11 protein-coding genes are annotated in these 15,378 nt (G+C 45.0%); 4 read left to right on the plus strand and 7 right to left on the minus strand.

Translation table 11 applies throughout. The features are described from left to right. Positions 1 to 15: 15 nt before the first annotated feature. A complete protein-coding gene (locus NSS87_RS26140; protein WP_052404414.1) occupies positions 16 to 1,455 on the plus strand; it encodes a S41 family peptidase in 1,440 nt (479 codons plus the stop codon). A 126-nt stretch (positions 1,456 to 1,581) separates the two neighbouring features. Here the strand turns inward: NSS87_RS26140 and NSS87_RS26145 are convergent, their stop codons facing one another. Together NSS87_RS26145 and lipA are read right to left on the minus strand one after the other, a co-directional pair. After that, positions 1,582 to 2,241, minus strand: a complete 660-nt coding sequence (locus NSS87_RS26145; protein WP_076300357.1) for a YutD family protein — start codon at positions 2,239 to 2,241, stop codon at positions 1,582 to 1,584. A 301-nt stretch (positions 2,242 to 2,542) separates the two neighbouring features. Continuing rightward, entirely contained in the window at positions 2,543 to 3,448 is a 906-nt protein-coding gene (lipA, locus tag NSS87_RS26150; protein ID WP_339243430.1) for a lipoyl synthase, read from the minus strand. A gap of 255 nt (positions 3,449 to 3,703) precedes the next feature. Between lipA and NSS87_RS26155 the strand changes: the two genes are divergently transcribed. Further along, positions 3,704 to 4,816, plus strand: a complete 1,113-nt coding sequence (locus NSS87_RS26155) for a M23 family metallopeptidase (RefSeq protein ID WP_339243431.1) — start codon at positions 3,704 to 3,706, stop codon at positions 4,814 to 4,816. Positions 4,817 to 4,973: 157 nt separating this feature from the next. Here the strand turns inward: NSS87_RS26155 and NSS87_RS26160 are convergent, their stop codons facing one another. Then, entirely contained in the window at positions 4,974 to 6,674 is a 1,701-nt protein-coding gene (locus tag NSS87_RS26160) for an alpha amylase N-terminal ig-like domain-containing protein (RefSeq protein ID WP_339243432.1), read from the minus strand. Positions 6,675 to 6,795: 121 nt separating this feature from the next. On the opposite strand from NSS87_RS26160, the gene NSS87_RS26165 reads away from it, so the two are divergent. Next, positions 6,796 to 7,827 carry a LacI family DNA-binding transcriptional regulator gene (locus NSS87_RS26165; protein ID WP_339243433.1) on the plus strand — a complete coding sequence of 344 codons (1,032 nt, stop codon included), beginning with the start codon at positions 6,796 to 6,798 and terminating at the stop codon, positions 7,825 to 7,827. 125 nt (positions 7,828 to 7,952) lie between these two features. Here NSS87_RS26165 and NSS87_RS26170 read toward each other — a convergent pair whose 3' ends face one another. The 4 genes from NSS87_RS26170 to NSS87_RS26185 all read right to left on the minus strand — a co-directional run bounded on the left by NSS87_RS26170 (position 7,953) and on the right by NSS87_RS26185 (position 13,145). Then, the gene (locus NSS87_RS26170) at positions 7,953 to 10,928 is read right to left on the minus strand and encodes a carbohydrate binding domain-containing protein (RefSeq protein WP_339243435.1); all 2,976 of its coding nucleotides are present in this window, start codon (positions 10,926 to 10,928) and stop codon (positions 7,953 to 7,955) included. Between the two features lie 263 nt (positions 10,929 to 11,191). Beyond that, a complete protein-coding gene (locus tag NSS87_RS26175) occupies positions 11,192 to 11,857 on the minus strand; it encodes an alpha/beta fold hydrolase (protein WP_042191649.1) in 666 nt (221 codons plus the stop codon). A 151-nt stretch (positions 11,858 to 12,008) separates the two neighbouring features. Continuing rightward, the gene (locus NSS87_RS26180; protein WP_042191651.1) at positions 12,009 to 12,590 is read right to left on the minus strand and encodes a hypothetical protein; all 582 of its coding nucleotides are present in this window, start codon (positions 12,588 to 12,590) and stop codon (positions 12,009 to 12,011) included. 18 nt (positions 12,591 to 12,608) lie between these two features. Further along, complete coding sequence (locus NSS87_RS26185) at positions 12,609 to 13,145, minus strand: hypothetical protein (protein ID WP_339243436.1); 537 nt, start codon at positions 13,143 to 13,145, stop codon at positions 12,609 to 12,611. A gap of 483 nt (positions 13,146 to 13,628) precedes the next feature. Here NSS87_RS26185 and NSS87_RS26190 point away from each other — a divergent pair, with 483 nt between their 5' ends. Further along, entirely contained in the window at positions 13,629 to 15,329 is a 1,701-nt protein-coding gene (locus tag NSS87_RS26190; protein ID WP_339243437.1) for a DUF6385 domain-containing protein, read from the plus strand. The last annotated feature ends 49 nt before the right edge of the window (positions 15,330 to 15,378 follow it).

The raw sequence follows: 15,378 nt of genomic DNA on the forward strand, positions 1-15,378 counted from the left end.
AGGGTGTTTGATTCCATGAAATCAAAAAAAATAATAAGTGCACTGTTAACCAGCTGTCTAGCTTTATCTATTACATTTGCTCCAATGGCTTCCGCTGCAGATGCCGCTAAAGCTTCCACAGACAACAGTGATCTTATTAATGAAGTAATGAAGCTACTGGAGAACTATAATCTTTCAGATGTAGATAAAGATATTTTGATTCGTGGAGCAATTGACGGCATGGTGAACACACTGGATGATCCATACAGCCAATACTTCAATTCCGAGGAAGCGGCGCAATTTGAACATGCGGTTGATCTCGAATACGTTGGCATCGGTGTTAAACTTCAATATACGCCAACAGAGCTCTACATCGAAGAAATCTCTCCAGGTTCTCCTGCTGAAAAGGCAGGCTTGAAACGCGGCGATACGATTCTCAAAATCAACGGAATACCTGTTGACGAAACGGATGATTCGGAACTAAGTGGAGCCGCGGGCACTAAGGTCACCCTGCTGATCCTCAGAAATGGTGTCACAAAATCTTATGTTGTCACCCGAAATGAATTGAACTCGACTTCCGTTTTTGGAACCCTCATTGGTCCGAAGATTGCCTATATTTCGCTAAGTGGTTTCACACAGAATTCTGATGAAGAATTCGCCGCTATGCTGAAGAAGATGCGTACAGCGGGAATGAAATCCATGGTGCTTGATTTACGTGATAACTTGGGTGGCTACATGGATTCGGCATACAACATTGCCTCTAGTTTTATGGATAAAGGCATCATGATGTATACCTCTGATCAAAGTGGCGCGTTAACTCCTGTAACGATTACTAGTGGCAGCAAAATCGGTGTGCCCGTCGTAATTCTAACCAACGAATACACTGCAAGTGCGTCAGAAGCTCTTACGGGCGCCCTGCGCGATAACAAGCTGGCTACTGTTGTAGGCACTCGTTCTTACGGCAAAGCGCGTATCCAAAGCCTACTTCCAGTGTCTAATGGCGACATGCTGAAATTGACCACGCAGAAATATCTAACACCTAAAAAAGAAGACTTTAATCATATTGGTCTCGCACCGGATATTGAGGTAAAAGGGAAAACTGCACAGTTGATTACCGCCCTGCAGATTGCTGGAATGAAGACTTTAGAAGTCACCGGAGATCATCATATCTTAAATATCAACGGGGTTCCTTTTGCTGGTAATGTTGGTCTTGTGAAGCAGGGCGATAAAACTTATGCTTCATCGCTGGTGCTGGCTGCGCTTGTCGAGGGCGAGATCACCTGGGATGCCAAGAACAAGAAGGTCATCGTAAAGAGCGGAACAGGCACATCTACCGGCTTTACGCTTTCCTCCAAAGAGGCGCTATCTCAGAATGGTGAGACCTACATTGAATTAAATGCCTTTAAGAAGAAGTTTCCGGCACTCGTATGGAGTTACAATGCTACACAAAAGCAATTGAAATTATCTATAAAATAATCCATAAGAAAAGGCAGCAATTCTCCAGAGATGGGGATTGCTGCCTTTATTATTTGTACATATCTATTCAAAAGAAAAAAGCTGTCTCATTCGTAGAAGGACTCTACTTATGGTCAGCTTTCATCGTTAAGATTGTGGATTTTCTATGTTTTGTGTGTTTTGTGTGTTTTGTGTGTTTTGATTATTTTGAGGCTTTTGTGTGTTTTGGGGTTTTTGGGATTGACCTTGTGGTGGTCTGCTTTGAAATTCCTTTTTGGATTTCTTCCCTTGCGAATCTTTACCCCGGTGATTTCGACTTTGATGTTCTCTCAAAGGTCTATCCTTAGCAGAAGTCATCTCTTTAAATGCAGCAGATGAATTCGAACCTTGCTTAGATGATGTTTCTTTAGAGGAGAGCTCCTTATCTATAGCCGCTCCATCATTATCTTCAGCTTCTAGCTCCGAATCTTCTTCCTCACTCGGCTCTGGTATTTCTTTGATCAGAATATCCTTGAACAAACCTTCTTGTGGTACCTCTTTTAACTTATGCAACACAAAATATGCGCAGCCAAAATTGCAATATTCATTAATATAATCGACCATGCCAGAAATCGCTGTATCCCGATTCACCTTTGGGTGGTTGTCCCGATAAAAACCTTTCAAACGCAGCTGACTGTAACCCCAGTCACCAATAATGTAGTCGTATCTTTCCAGCACTTCGCTATATCTTCCGCGAAACGCCTCCGGATTCCAACCATCCTTATGATCTAACATTAGTTCGTAGCCTTTTCCGCCTATAACGATCAAACCTTTTGTCGCCTGCCTTTCGAAGGAAAGTATTTTCGTTGATTATGCCGTCATTTCCGAGAAATATTGGGCTTTCGGTCGCTGTTGTTGATTAATTTCTTCTATTTGAACCGCATCAGCGGTGAAATTAATCAACAAAGGCGAACGCTACGCTCCTACAGCTCCAACATTTCTCTCCAATGACTCAAATCAACGTTTTTTTATGTGTGTAGCCTAAGCGCGGGGGCTTCAGATCGCTTTCGCTCCTTCAACCCTCTCCTTAATAAAACCTTTTTGTGACTTTGTCACTATTTCAAAAAAATTAACTAGAAGAAACCGTGCGCTCCTCACGAGCTTGAGCAGCAGATTTCACCTGCTCATGCGCACGATAAGAGCTGCGAACAAGCGGAGCTGATTCCACATGGCTAAAGCCACGCTTCAATCCCTCTTCCTTAAGCAGTGCAAATTCCTCTGGTGGATAATATTTCTCCACATTCAAATGCTTTGAAGAAGGCTGCAAGTATTGTCCTAAAGTCAATATATCACAATTTACGGCTCGTAAATCATCCATTGCTTGTAAAATCTCATCCCACTCTTCACCGACTCCAAGCATAATGCTTGATTTGGTAGGAATATCCGGCTTCATTTCCTTAGCTCTGCGCAGCAGTTCCATCGAACGGCGATACTTCGCTTTAGCCCGAACACGGTCTGACATCCGTTCCACCGTCTCAATATTATGGTTAAGAATGTCTGGATTACTGTTCATAACAATCTCTAGACTATTCCGTTCTCCCAGGAAATCTGGAATCAATACTTCAACACTACATAACGGAAGGCGTTTACGAATTGCCGCTACCGTCTCAGCAAAAATCTGGGCGCCACCATCCGCAAGATCATCACGTGCCACACTGGTCACCACGCAATGGCGAAGGTTCATTCCCTCTGCAGCTTCTGCTACACGTTCAGGCTCCTGCAGGTCCAGCTCTGTCGGCAACCCTGTATTCACAGCGCAGAAACGGCATGCGCGAGTACATATATCACCAAGAATCATAAAGGTAGCCGTTCGATTTGCCCAGCATTCATAAATATTCGGACACCTAGCTTCTTCACATACGGTATGTAAAGTTTTAGAACGCATCATGCTCTTGATTTCCTGATAGTTATCACCGGTAGTTAGCTTGATTCTAATCCAATCCGGCTTAGGCTGCTTTGCTGTTTTATTCGTCAAAATAATAAACCCCGCTTCCTCCTGAATGTGATGCTGCAGATGAAAGATGCTGCCTCATATTATACCATGTGCGCTTTACAATTGCCTGTTTTTGTGAAATATGCAGGGCATCTCAACTTCGATTCCGGCGAAGAATTTACTGGTACCTTTAGACAAGAACGGATAAAAAGTAGCCTTTTGCTTCAATCTATAATAAAAGCTTTATCCGAAGTGCCTACATTCAATTCTACGCCCGGACAAAAGGAGGCTGTTATCTTGCTGGCCCTATTTAAGAATACTAATAACCGGAGAACTATGTTATGTCTGTCCGCGGCCGCTATCCTTTGGGGTGGTTTAGGCCTTCCCGTTCCAGCAGCTGCAGTACAGGCTACAGTCCAACCGGTGGAAAGCAGCGGCAATTCTGTTAATGCTAGCAAAGAATCCATATGGTCTGCCCGTAGGGGGATTTATGATCAACTGAGTGCAGCCACTGGAATCCCTTGGTTTAGATTCGCAGCCATTGATCAATATGAACGCACCATCGCCAAAAAAGGTTCCTCAGACAAACCCGTCACCAACCGTCTTACTGGAATCATGATTCCAGCACCCGTATGGTCCGGTCCACTCAACCCGGATCAGGAGGATACTTCTCCTGAATCCATCACTTTCTTTAACGGCTTCGGCCGTGATGGCTCAGGTGATGGAATCGCCGATCCAGAGAATGATGCTGATGTTCTATATAGTATGGCTAGACACTTGCAGAAATATGGTGATTCAGCTAATGATTTCAGCATTGGCATTTGGGAGTATTATCACAATGGTCGTGCCTCTCAGCGCATAGCTCAGTTCGCTAAGCTATATGAACATTTTGGTCGGCTTGACCTATCAGGTAATGCTTTTCCACTTCCCTTAAGTAATTCTTATTCTTATCGTAGCACTTGGGGAACCGGCAGAAGCTGGGGTGGGGCACGTATTCACGAAGGGACTGACCTCTTTGCACCGCAAGGTATGCCGGTACGCAGCACCTGCTTTGGCTTAGTGGAAACTAAAGGCTGGAACCGCTACGGTGGCTGGAGAATTGGAATTCGTGATATCGAGAACCGTTACCATTATTACGCTCATTTATCCGGGTATAACAAATCCATTTCTCGTGGTGATATCGTCTCACCAGGTGAAATCATTGGCTGGGTTGGCAGCTCAGGTTACGGAAATCCAGGAACACAAGGGAAATTCCCGCCACATCTACATTTTGGCATCTACCGTGACCGAGGAATTACTGAATGGGCTTTTGACCCTTTTCCGTTGCTAAAACAATGGGAGAATCAGGAGTATAGAGACTTAAAGAACAAAAATAAAAAAAGTGCTTCAAACAAGGAAAAACGCCTTTAGCGTCCCTAAAGGACGGTCAGCGTTTATGCGAGAAATATAAGGATAATCTTATACTTTCTTATATTTTTAAAAAGAAACGGCTTCGCCATCCTTTGGAGATGACACCCGTTTCTTGATGAATAAGGCCCCTTCTTTTGAAGAGAGGCCTTATACTATTTTAGTACAACATTAAACATCCAAACGGTTCAATGCTCACTATAAGCTTGTTATTATTTTTAAAAGTAGCTCCTGACAGTAAATCGGTAAGCAAATTCTTATCCCAACGATATACATTAAGCTCAAGCTCGTACGCGTTCGGAGAATTATTGATAATTAAACCTATCTTCTCTTGACCCATTCCCCGTGTATAACCGAAGACATTACGGACTTCATCCGTGAACCAAGGACGAAACTTACCTTTTCGTAGAATATCACAGCTTTTTCTTAGGAAAATCAGCTCTTGATACCACTTCAGCAGCGCTGTATTTTGAGCTTGCTCTTGCCATACCATAGCTTTTCTACAGTGAGGGTCCGTAGCTCCTTCCATCCCAACCTCATCCCCATAATAGATCATCGGAATACCGATATAAGTCATCTGAAAAAAAACTGCCAACCTCATGCGCTGTATTGCCGTACTCTCGCGGTCCCAGCCACGTCCCCCCTCCTTACACGCTGTAAGAAAACGCAACGTATCATGACTGCCAATCAATTGAAACATAGCCGAATTCGCCTGGTCATTATACAACGCCTCCTGATGGAGTACTTGCTCCATAAAGCGATCAGGCCCTGTTGACTGCTCTGCAAAAAATTCCAGCACGGCATCCCGAAGCACATAATTCATGCCACCATCGAATTGATCCCCTCTAAGCCAAGGCCCAGAAGCATGCATTATCTCTCCAATGAGTAGAATTTCAGGAAATTCAGACTTGAGCTCTTGCCGAAACCGGGACCAAAAAGCCGGGTTGACCTCATTCGCTACATCAAGACGCCAGCCGTCTATTTCTGCTTCACGAATCCAATACTTGGCAACTCCAATCATATAATCTGCCGTCTCGGGATGATCCATATTCAGCTTAGGCATATGCGCTTCAGCTTTAGCGAATGTCTCATAATTCGGGGCAGGCGTCTGTGTTACGGGAAAAGAACGAATAAAGAACCAATCTTTATATGGAGACTGCTCGCCTTTTTCCATCACATCTTTAAAAGCAAAGAATTGATCTCCCGAATGATTAAACACGGCATCCAAAATGACCCTAATTCCATGACGATGTGCCTCACTGACCAGCGTCTTCAATCCATCTACATCGCCAAATGCAGGGTCGATCTTATAATAATCGGAGGTGTTATATTTATGCTCGGAAGGAGACTCAAATACAGGCGTCATGTAAATAGTGTTCACACCAAGCTGCTGTAGATAAGGTATTTTGTCCGTAATGCCTTTTAGAGTTCCACCATTGTAGCTGCTAGGATAAATTTGATAGGTCACCGCATCCTGGCTCCATAACGGTAACTTCAAAGCCTCAGAATGATGAAGATATGCATATTGAAAAGAACCTGCACGCTCCCGATTCTCCGATGCGCCCCTCTCTCCATACCAGATATACTGCCCCGCAGCATTCGCTATATGGAATAGATATCTGCTTCTTCTAGTGCTGGTCTGAATAATTGCTTCATGAATCTCATAAATACCGGCCGACCCAATTCGCTCCATCTGCAAAGGAACTTCTTGCCCCGGAGAATCATAACGATCCGAGTGGATTACGGTACAGGATAATTGCTGTCCAGCTTGTGTAAATAATCTGAGCTTCAGGGTCCCTGTACCTACAGGATAAGCAAATGGATCTTCACTTGTATGATATACAAACCATGATTGAGGCATAACTTATGGACTCCTTCTATACTTTTATCGTTCTATCTATCTGTTCATACATCATTAGAGAGACTGCTAAATTTGTGTTATTATGGTTACAAATACCGTTTTCAAGTTATGAGGGACGACGATGAAAGTAACGATTTCTGATATTGCTAAAGCAGCCAATGTGGCTAAATCTACTGTATCTAAAGTACTAAATGATTCCCCAAAAATATCACAGGAAACGAAACAAAAGGTTCGAGAGATTATGAAGCAAATGAACTACACGCCAAGCAGTATCGCTACTGGGTTAGCTAGACAAAGCAGCTGCAATATTGGCTTACTGGTCGATATGTCTAAAGAAAGTGAGTTTCTGAACCAATTCTTCTACAACATTATTGGTGGAATCGAGAGCGTAATTGCACCTTTAAAATACGAGCTGACCATTTCCAATGTGCAACATAGCAGTCCAGAAGGCCATTTTCTAAATAGGCTTGTGTTTAGCAAACGTGTCGACGGTATTATTGCCAACAACTCTGTGCTGACTGAAGAGCTATCTGAAGAACTGAATCAACTGGAGTTTCCTTACATCTCCATTGGAGAGATTATGCCCCCCGGAAGTTGGGTTGATTTCGATAATGAAGCAGGCGGCAACATGCTGACCGAGCATCTCATCGAACAAAGTTATTCAAAGATAGCCTTCATAGGCGGGCAGCAGCAGGAAAAAATTTATACACATCGCCTAGGTGGATACTTAAGCGCATTACAGCAGGCTGACCTTACCGTTCCTCAGCAATGGATCATTAACTGCAAGGCTGATGAACATGAGAGCTATCATGCTGCCCTTGAGCTTTTGCAGCGTGAAGAACGGCCAGACTCTGTGGTGTGTATGAACAGTTATGTAGCCTTTGGGGTGCTTCAAGCCGCAAAAGCACTCGGAATTGATGTTCCATCTGAACTCGGCATCGCCGCTTTCGATGAATATCCGCTGTCCCGTTATACAACACCTCCTTTAACTTCGCTTAATATCGATACGTTTAAGCTGGGTGTATCTTCAGGGCAGCTGCTGATGGAGCGCATTCGTGGCAATGATGCGCCCCACAAGCATTTGCTACTAGAGCCAGAACTAATACCTCGTGAATCCACGATGAGAGCTAAATTCTCTGGAGCAACTTCATAATTGGACTACTTTTCTATTGTATCTTCTACAATGAAAAAGCTTCGTACTACTTACCAAGGAGCGGCCCCACACGGGGGGCCGCTCCTTGTCATGTGAAAGGTATTTTGATCCACTCTTATAGTAACTTATAGATCTTTCCAACGCTGCACGGTCAGGTTCACTGTTTGTGCGCCGCCTGCTGGAGTAAGCGTTCGATTGGAAATGTCCGATCCGTTCGAGTTTACCTCTACATTAGTCCAAGCGCCCCGCGTAACTTTATATTGCACCGCTGTTCCTGCTGGTAAGCTCAGTGTGATGGAATACACCCCATCACTACCTTTAGTCAGTTGATAGGCTGGATCCGCTGCATTCCAGCTGTTGAAGGTACCGGTAAGATACACAGGTCCGCTCGCCGGAGAAGACGCTGGAACATTTACACGAAACGTCACACTGTCTGCTTGAGGTTCCCCTGCGCTGATACTTCCGTTCACTAGACTCCAGGTTCCAGCATCAAAATGGTAATTACTGCTGCCGTTGTTATCCCATGTACCACTGCCATTATTAAAGGCTGCGGTCAGTCCGGCTGCAGTGCCCAGCTGAATTGTGATCGACTTATATCCTGGGAAAGAAGAAGCTTGAAGCTGTTCACCAGGAGCCGTCGTCCAGACTGTCGCCCCATCCAGCTTGTAATGAATGTAAGAGCTGCTGTAAGCCGTATTCTTATAATAGATCGTTGCAGTGTTGCCAGTCGGTGTAGTCGTTGGTGTTGGGGTTACCGTTGGCGTTGGCGTTGGGGTTACTGTCGGCGTTGGTGTCGGTGTTACTGTTGGTGTTGGTGTCGGTGTCGGTGTTACTGTTGATGTTGGCGTCGGTGTTACTGTTGGTGTTGGCGTTGGTGTCACTGGTCCACCCGATGTAATACTTCCTGTTGGCGTATAAGTCCAGGTTCCAGTACCGAATAGATAGTTGCTCCCCCCGTTACTGTCCCATGTGCCACTGCCGTTGTTAAAGCATGCTTCAAGCTGGCTGGCGGAACCGATATTAATCGTTATTTTGTTGTATCCGGCTACTTCAGATACAGGTATAGCCACACCCGGAGATGTCGTCCATGTACCTCCTACTGGGCGATAATGAATATAAGGCGAGGTATAACCTTGCTTATAGTAAATCGTGACACTGTTCCCTGCTGGTGTTGTAATAGAAGCAATCGCACTAAGAAGAGATAGATTGCCTGCGGCATCAAATGCTTTTACCGTGTAGTTATAGGTAGTGCTAGCGGATAAACCATTGTCCGTATAGGATGTAGTCGCCGTTGTGCCAACCTTGACACCATTACGATAAACTTCATATCCAGTTACGCCTACGTTGTCGGTAGAAGCCGTCCAGCTGATCAAAGCGCTAGATGCATTCTGAACAGTTGCCGTTACATTAGTCGGAGTGGTTGGAGGAACTGTTTCTGATGGTTGTTGTTGTTTCGCATAGATTTTGGCTGAATTCGCACCTACAGTTACAGTAATTTGCTTTCCAGTTACTCCGCCTGATTGTACAGTCACTGTATCTGCAGTATTCAGCTGATTATACAAAACTGTTCCTGCGGTCAAACTACTCTCGGCACGTAGCGGGATAGTTACCGTTTGCGAACCATTAGATTGATTACTAAATACAGAGATAGCTTCTTGACCTTGATTAGTTCCAGTGTCGATACGACGTGAGAAGGCATATAAGTTCTGTGCAGCCCACATTTCACGTTGAGTACCTGTACGTAGTGCTGGGTTATTTTTACGAATTTCATTAAGTTTGGCTACGTGCTTGTAGGTGCTGGCATTTTCATTAAAATAGTTCTCAATCACGTTTCCGCTTGCATCCCGTTTCACCATAGACCAACGGTTCCAAGTATCCGCAATACCGCCTGTCATGATCTGACTGTTGCCATTGCCTTTGTTCTGCTCTGTTCCTTGGAAGACAACCGGTGTTCCACGAACTGTAAAAATAAAGGTTAAAGCATTCTGCAGCTTATCAACGCTTCCCCCGGCTTCCGTTAGAAAACGGTTGCGGTCATGATTGTCGATAAAGGTAACCATGTGATTGGCATTCCCGTTGTAGTAGGAATCCTGTGCCAAGGTGCTTTTGATATTGGACTCAAAAGACTGTCCATAAGCAAAGCTGTTAAGTACGGAGAAGAACATTGGGAAATCGAGCATGCCCCATTCCTTGTTGTTTCCGACCCAACGTGAGACAAATTCAGCATTTCCGTCGAAATTCTCGCCAAATGTATTAACGCCCAGATAATTTTGTAGCTCACCAATATCTGTTGGCTTCATCAGCTTGGCAGCATCCACACGCGCACCGTCAGCGCCTGTATAATCAAACCAGCCTTTGATGGAATCGAATATCGCCTGCTTAGCCGCAGGAACATCGAAATCAATGTCATCTAGCCCGCCCAAATCATGATTCTCTAAGTAATCCTGCGCCCACTGATCATATCTTCCATCCGCTAGAGACCAGTTAATATCTCCATTATGGTGGTACCACGCCGGATTATTGAACGGAGCCACTGGCTGCAATGATGGGATATCATAATAGGCTTGGGAACCTAGCATGTAATCACCGACGTGGTTTGGCACAACGTCAATCACTACTTTGATGCCAAGCGCATGTGCGGAATCCACAAGCTCTTTCAGCTTCTCCTTCGTTCCGAAGTATGGATTGGCAGCGTTAGGGTTCTTAACGTTGTATCCGTGATAGGCTGTGTTTTTACCGGTACCGTTGTTTTCCCGGTTAGTCATTTGTGGCTCAGCCACTGGGGAAATCCAAATCGCGGTATAGCCCATATTTTTAATATATGATAGCTTATCGATAATCCCCTGCCAGTCTCCGCCTTTCATATAACGGAAATCTTCCTCAGAGTTTTCTCCATAGCGAATTGCCGCACCAGTAGCATTGTTGGAAGTATCTCCATCATTAAATCGGTCAACCATAATCTGATAAATAGTGTCGTTTTCATTAATCGTGCCGATGCTTGCCGCTTCAGCTTTTTGCGGTGTTAAGACAAACAAATTAATCACGGTAGAAAGAAGAATAGATGTAATTAGAACGGGTACATACCATAACCTACGTTTCATTGCGTGCATCTCCCTCTCTTATTAAAGCGTATTCATAACACTCTAAAGCCTACTTCCTTGATTAAAAACCAAGCCCGCCCAGTGATGTCTCTAATGTTTTTAACGTCTTTAACACAAAAAACAAATAATTTTAGGGAAACCGGTTTCCCAACTAAAAATTACCATGATTGTGAATGCGTTGTCAAGATATAAAATTTAAAATTCCCAAGAAAAAGAGCCTCCTTATTGGGGGCTCTTTGGGGTTCATTATTCACCTTATATGCTTAGCTTCCTACACTCTGAATAAAATGCAGTACTTCATTCATAATCCGATCCTTATCTTCACAATGACAAACCATATGACCACTGTTATCCACCATTATCACCTGTTTTTGGGCTGTAGGAATCGTATGCTGCAGGAAGTCAGCGCTTCGAGTCTTCACAAGATGATCTCGCTTACCCTGCACGATCAAGGTTGGAGTCTCAATATGCGGATAGATTGAAAAACTCTCCCGGACCAATCGTTGAAACTCTCTCGTCGCCCTTGGGGGCGTTGAAGTGAATTTATTAATATACGTTTTTAGCATGGAAAAGCTCCCAAGAGTCTTAAGAATCTCCACAGGATTCAGCGGAAATACGGGAGTGGACAATAAAGTAAGGGATTTGATCCAGGGTTTATACCGTACAGAAAGATGTGAAGCAATAAGGGCACCGGTAGAAAAGCCGATCAGATGAACACCTTCATCCGTCTTTAACAGCTCTGTCAATTCATCTTCAGCACTCTGTTGCCAATCATGTCGATCCGAATGCAATAAATCATTCCTGCTCCCCCCATGCCCTTTCAGGGTAAACGTTCTGGAACGGTAATTATGCTGCTCCATAAACTGGGACAAGGGAGAGATCTCATGCTCACCTCCGGTAAAGCCATGAATAAATAAACAACTTTCCATAATTGTCCCTCTTTTCACATTCCAATCTGACATGCAACTTTATTGTATAATGCCAATCCCCTTTATTTTCTATACATTCCACCCTTTTATGTAAAACCTCAACCCAAGTGATGTCAAGGTTCAGCTCTGTGAATGGTTCGCAGCAAAAACGCTATTGTTCCCACCAAAGAAGACCCAACGCTGAGGTAATCGTTAAACCTACGGCGGAGCTGGATGAGGTTACGTTAGCACAAATAGCAGTCCCAGGCGGTACAATGATGCTGCCCGTAAAGTTCTGTGTGAAAGCCCCCGGTGCCAATTGATAATTGAAAAGCGTCGTTCCCCCGCTAATGGCTGCCGTGGAAGACTGAACGGTCATCGCACTCGTCGCCGAGCTGCCCAAATTATTATTCGTTGGCGTTAAGGTTGCTGGTGAAGTTAGCGTCCCTCCTTTTACAATTGTAAAGCTACCCGACATTGCGGATAGTAGAGAAGAACCGCCAATACTGCCGCTTATACGTGAGATATAAACAGTTTTTCCACTGCCTGAAGCATTACTAATCCGAATAGAAGCTATTGCGGATATTAGACTAAGTACGACCAAACTAGACGCAGATGTGTTAGTTGAATACAAGACTGCAGCCTGCGAAGCGCTTATTTCAGGCGGCGCGCTAATATCTGGCGCTTGGAAGGTGTTCACCATATCCACATAAAGCGGTTGATCGTTGTCGTTAAATACAAATTGATTAGGCATATTTATCCCCTCCTGTTTCTAATATTCCCACCAGCTGATAGACGTTGTCGCCGCTGATGACCCCGATGCAATCGTTACGGAGGTAGTGATGGAATTTCCGGGAGGAACAACAATTTGTCCAGTAAAATCAACAATGACCGGACCGACCGCCAGCAATAGAGATACTAGAGTAGCCGGACTTCCAGTAGGCGCAGCCGTAGAGGTTCTTGCCGTCATAACACTGGTTAACGCACTGCCAAAATTATAATTAATCGGTGTAACGGTGGTTCCGGTGACCGTAGCGTTCCGAAGTAGTGATAAAGTAACCGCCGCCGTCGCTGAGCTGGCAGTAACACGGGATACATATAAGGTACGTCCGCTTCCTCCCGGATTACTAATCTGAATAACTAACGGGGCAGCCGTCGTTACCGTAGAAGTAAATGGGATTCCAAACAATAACCCTGCCTTAGCTGCTCCCCCCTCAGGAGCTGAATCTATACCAGGTGCAACATACGTATTGACTTGTTCTGTAAAAAGTGGCTGGCTACTCTGATTGAATACTGAGTCGTTCGGCATGAGTTATCCTCCCCGTACTTAAGCTTATTCTATTTTATGCCACACTCAGTAACAGGTTGTGGGAATGTGCGTATATTGCTTTTTCTGCCCAATCACCCCCTATTTCCCACCATATATTAATATCAAACCATTCGAATGGCTAAGGATTGTCCCTATCGGTTTGCAGCTTATTGGACTGCGGTTTATTTTTAGGCTCAGGGCTCAAACGACGGTTTGGGCCTTTTCATGGATTGAGTTCCAGAAAGCCCGTAGGAAGTGAATGAAATCCATAACGGCCGGAGCTTAAAAAGCGCAGCAAATTAAAACAAAAAAAAAGCGGAGCTAAAACGATGATCTCTTACACAATTAAGAATCAGGGAGATCACCCTGTTAGTCTCCGCCTCCACGCTACATTCAAAAGGTATTGGCAAGCAAGATTGTGTATACGTCCAAGCCCAGTCTTTTGGTATAACTCAATCATTTATAAGGAAAGGACGAGGAACTTTGCCTAACTATAGCTCTTTTCAAGCGAATCCTGATAATCTAAGAACGCTTATATTCGGCCGGGATGCCTCGCTGATTGATCATCCACTCACTACAGATCCAAGCGGAAATCTAACAACGATTATCCTTGACGGCACCATTTCCAGCGTGCTCGGCGCTACGATCACCGCGGGTACTTTGTCCTCTGCAGGTACAGTTACCAACATCCTTAACGGCACCATTACTAGCGTGCTCGGTGCTACAATTACTGCCGGTACTTTGTCCTCCGCAGGTACAGTTACCAATATCCTTAACGGGACTATTACTAGCGTGCTCGGCGCTACGATCACCGCGGGTACTTTGTCCTCCGCAGGTACAGTTACCAACATCCTTAACGGCACCATTACTAGCGTGCTCGGTGCTACAATTACTGCCGGTACTTTGTCCTCCGCAGGTACAGTTACCAATATCCTTAACGGGACTATTACTAGCGTACTCGGCGCTACAATTACTGCGGGTACTTTGTCCTCCGCAGGAACAGTTACCAACATCCTTAACGGGACTATTACTAGCGTGCTCGGCGCTACGATTACTGCCGGTACTTTGTCCTCCGCAGGTACTATTACCAACATCCTTGAGGGCACCATTACCAGCGTGCTCGGTGCTACCATTACTGCCGGTACAATCACTAGTGTGCTTGGGGCAACCATAACAGCAGGTACGTTATCATCCGCCGGAACAGTTACAAACATCCTAAACGGCACCATTACTAGCGTACTCGGAGCCACCATCACAGCTGGTACTTTGTCCTCAGCAGGTACAGTCACCAACATCCTAAACGGCACCATTACTAGCGTGCTCGGCGCTACCATCACAGCTGGTACTTTGTCCTCCGCAGGTACTATTACTAACATCCTTGAGGGCACCATCACTAACGTACTCGGAGCCACCATCACAGCTGGTACTCTATCTTCCGCAGGTACAGTCACCAACATCCTTAACGGGACTATCACTAGTGTGCTCGGAGCTACGATTACTGCTGGTACTTTGTCTTCTGCAGGTACTGTCACCAACATCCTTAACGGCACCATCACCAGCGTACTCGGAGCTACCATCACGGCTGGTACTCTGTCTTCCGCAGGTACAGTCACCAACATCCTTAACGGGACTATCACCAGCGTACTCGGAGCTACGATTACTGCCGGTACTTTGTCATCTGCAGGTACAGTCACCAACATCTTAAACGGCACCATTACCAGCGTACTCGGTGCCACCATCACAGCTGGTACTCTATCTTCCGCAGGTACAGTCACCAACATCCTTAACGGCACCATCACTAGTGTGCTCGGAGCTACAATCACAGCTGGTACACTAAGTAGTGTCACTTCTATTTCACAACGCAGCTTTATAGAACAGACCACTACAGGTATTGCGACTGCTAACACCTATACACCTCTACCAGCCGTTACTACGAGCGTACTGGGAACGTATTCCTTCTTCATTAACAATACAGGGGCAAATCCGGTCAACACACGTGTGGAAATCAGTGCTGATGGAACGAACTATTTCGTCGATACCACAGGAGATAATCCTTTAGCAGCAGGCTCTATCGATGTCATAGTGCCAGCCAGATTCCTGAAATATACCCGCCTATCCTATCAATCAGCCAATTCAGGCTCTGCATCCACGATCAATGTAAGTTTCAATGCTCAGGGCACGTAATCCAGATGACCATCATATGTTGTAACAAGAAAGAGTACATGGATATCCA

This window comes from Paenibacillus sp. FSL F4-0243 (genome assembly GCF_037963295.1).
Lineage (GTDB): Bacteria > Bacillota > Bacilli > Paenibacillales > Paenibacillaceae > Paenibacillus_AQ.

What these genes read in the sequence shown, in the direction of transcription:
- NSS87_RS26165 (WP_339243433.1), top strand. Translation starts at nt 6,796, where the DNA reads ATGAAAGTAACGATTTCTGATATTGCTAAAGCAGCCAATGTGGCTAAA.
- NSS87_RS26180 (WP_042191651.1), bottom strand. Translation starts at nt 12,590, where the DNA reads ATGCCTAATCAATTTGTATTTAACGACAACGATCAACCGCTTTATGTG.
- NSS87_RS26170 (WP_339243435.1), bottom strand. Translation starts at nt 10,928, where the DNA reads ATGAAACGTAGGTTATGGTATGTACCCGTTCTAATTACATCTATTCTT.
- NSS87_RS26185 (WP_339243436.1), bottom strand. Translation starts at nt 13,145, where the DNA reads ATGCCGAACGACTCAGTATTCAATCAGAGTAGCCAGCCACTTTTTACA.
- NSS87_RS26140 (WP_052404414.1), top strand. Translation starts at nt 16, where the DNA reads ATGAAATCAAAAAAAATAATAAGTGCACTGTTAACCAGCTGTCTAGCT.
- NSS87_RS26160 (WP_339243432.1), bottom strand. Translation starts at nt 6,674, where the DNA reads ATGCCTCAATCATGGTTTGTATATCATACAAGTGAAGATCCATTTGCT.
- NSS87_RS26175 (WP_042191649.1), bottom strand. Translation starts at nt 11,857, where the DNA reads ATGGAAAGTTGTTTATTTATTCATGGCTTTACCGGAGGTGAGCATGAG.